1 protein-coding gene is annotated in these 601 nt (G+C 69.7%); it reads right to left on the reverse strand.

The features are described from left to right. Positions 1 to 562, reverse strand: a 562-nt coding sequence (locus D2L64_RS26945; protein WP_199714828.1) for a transposase family protein, incomplete at its 3' end; no start/stop codon positions are given. Positions 563 to 601 lie beyond the last annotated feature (39 nt).

Consider the following 601-nt stretch of genomic DNA (forward strand, 5'->3'; position numbering starts at 1 on the left):
CGTGCCACCGGTCGACGAGGGTGGTCCACGACGCGGTGACCTCGTCGAAACTCCAGCGGGGCTTGCCCCGGCGGACCTCGTCGATGCCCAACACGGTCACCGGCTCGGGTTCGGCCGGCAACACCTTCCCGACGTGCGCGGTGAACGCCGCCGCGACGATCGGCCATGACATGCCCAGGTCACGGGCGGTCTGCACGATCGTGCGGTTGGCGTCGGCGACGGCCGCACCGGCGGCTTGACGCAGCCGGACGGTGATCCGGGCCCGTGCCGGGACCTGGGCAACCTGTTCGGTGAACGACTTGCGTGGGCATCCGGGCTGGTCGCAGTGCCAGCGTCGTTTACGCCACCGCAGCCGGGCCATCCGCCCGGCCATCGGCAGATCGCGGGGCCGGGTCGTGGTCCACTGCTTCACCCGCACCGCCCGCAATCCGCACTGCGGGCAGCATCGTGCCTGCTCATCACCGGTGGACAGGTAGACGACGGGGGAACCGTCCGGATGCAGCTCGACCCGATCGGCGACCAGGCCGTCCAGGCCCAGCAGCCGGGTCGTATCGTTGACCATGCTCGCAGCTCTTCACTTGTGACTATCCGAACTCGACAC

Origin of the sequence: Micromonospora radicis (assembly GCF_003583405.1) — a bacterium.
Lineage (GTDB): Bacteria > Actinomycetota > Actinomycetes > Mycobacteriales > Micromonosporaceae > Micromonospora > Micromonospora radicis.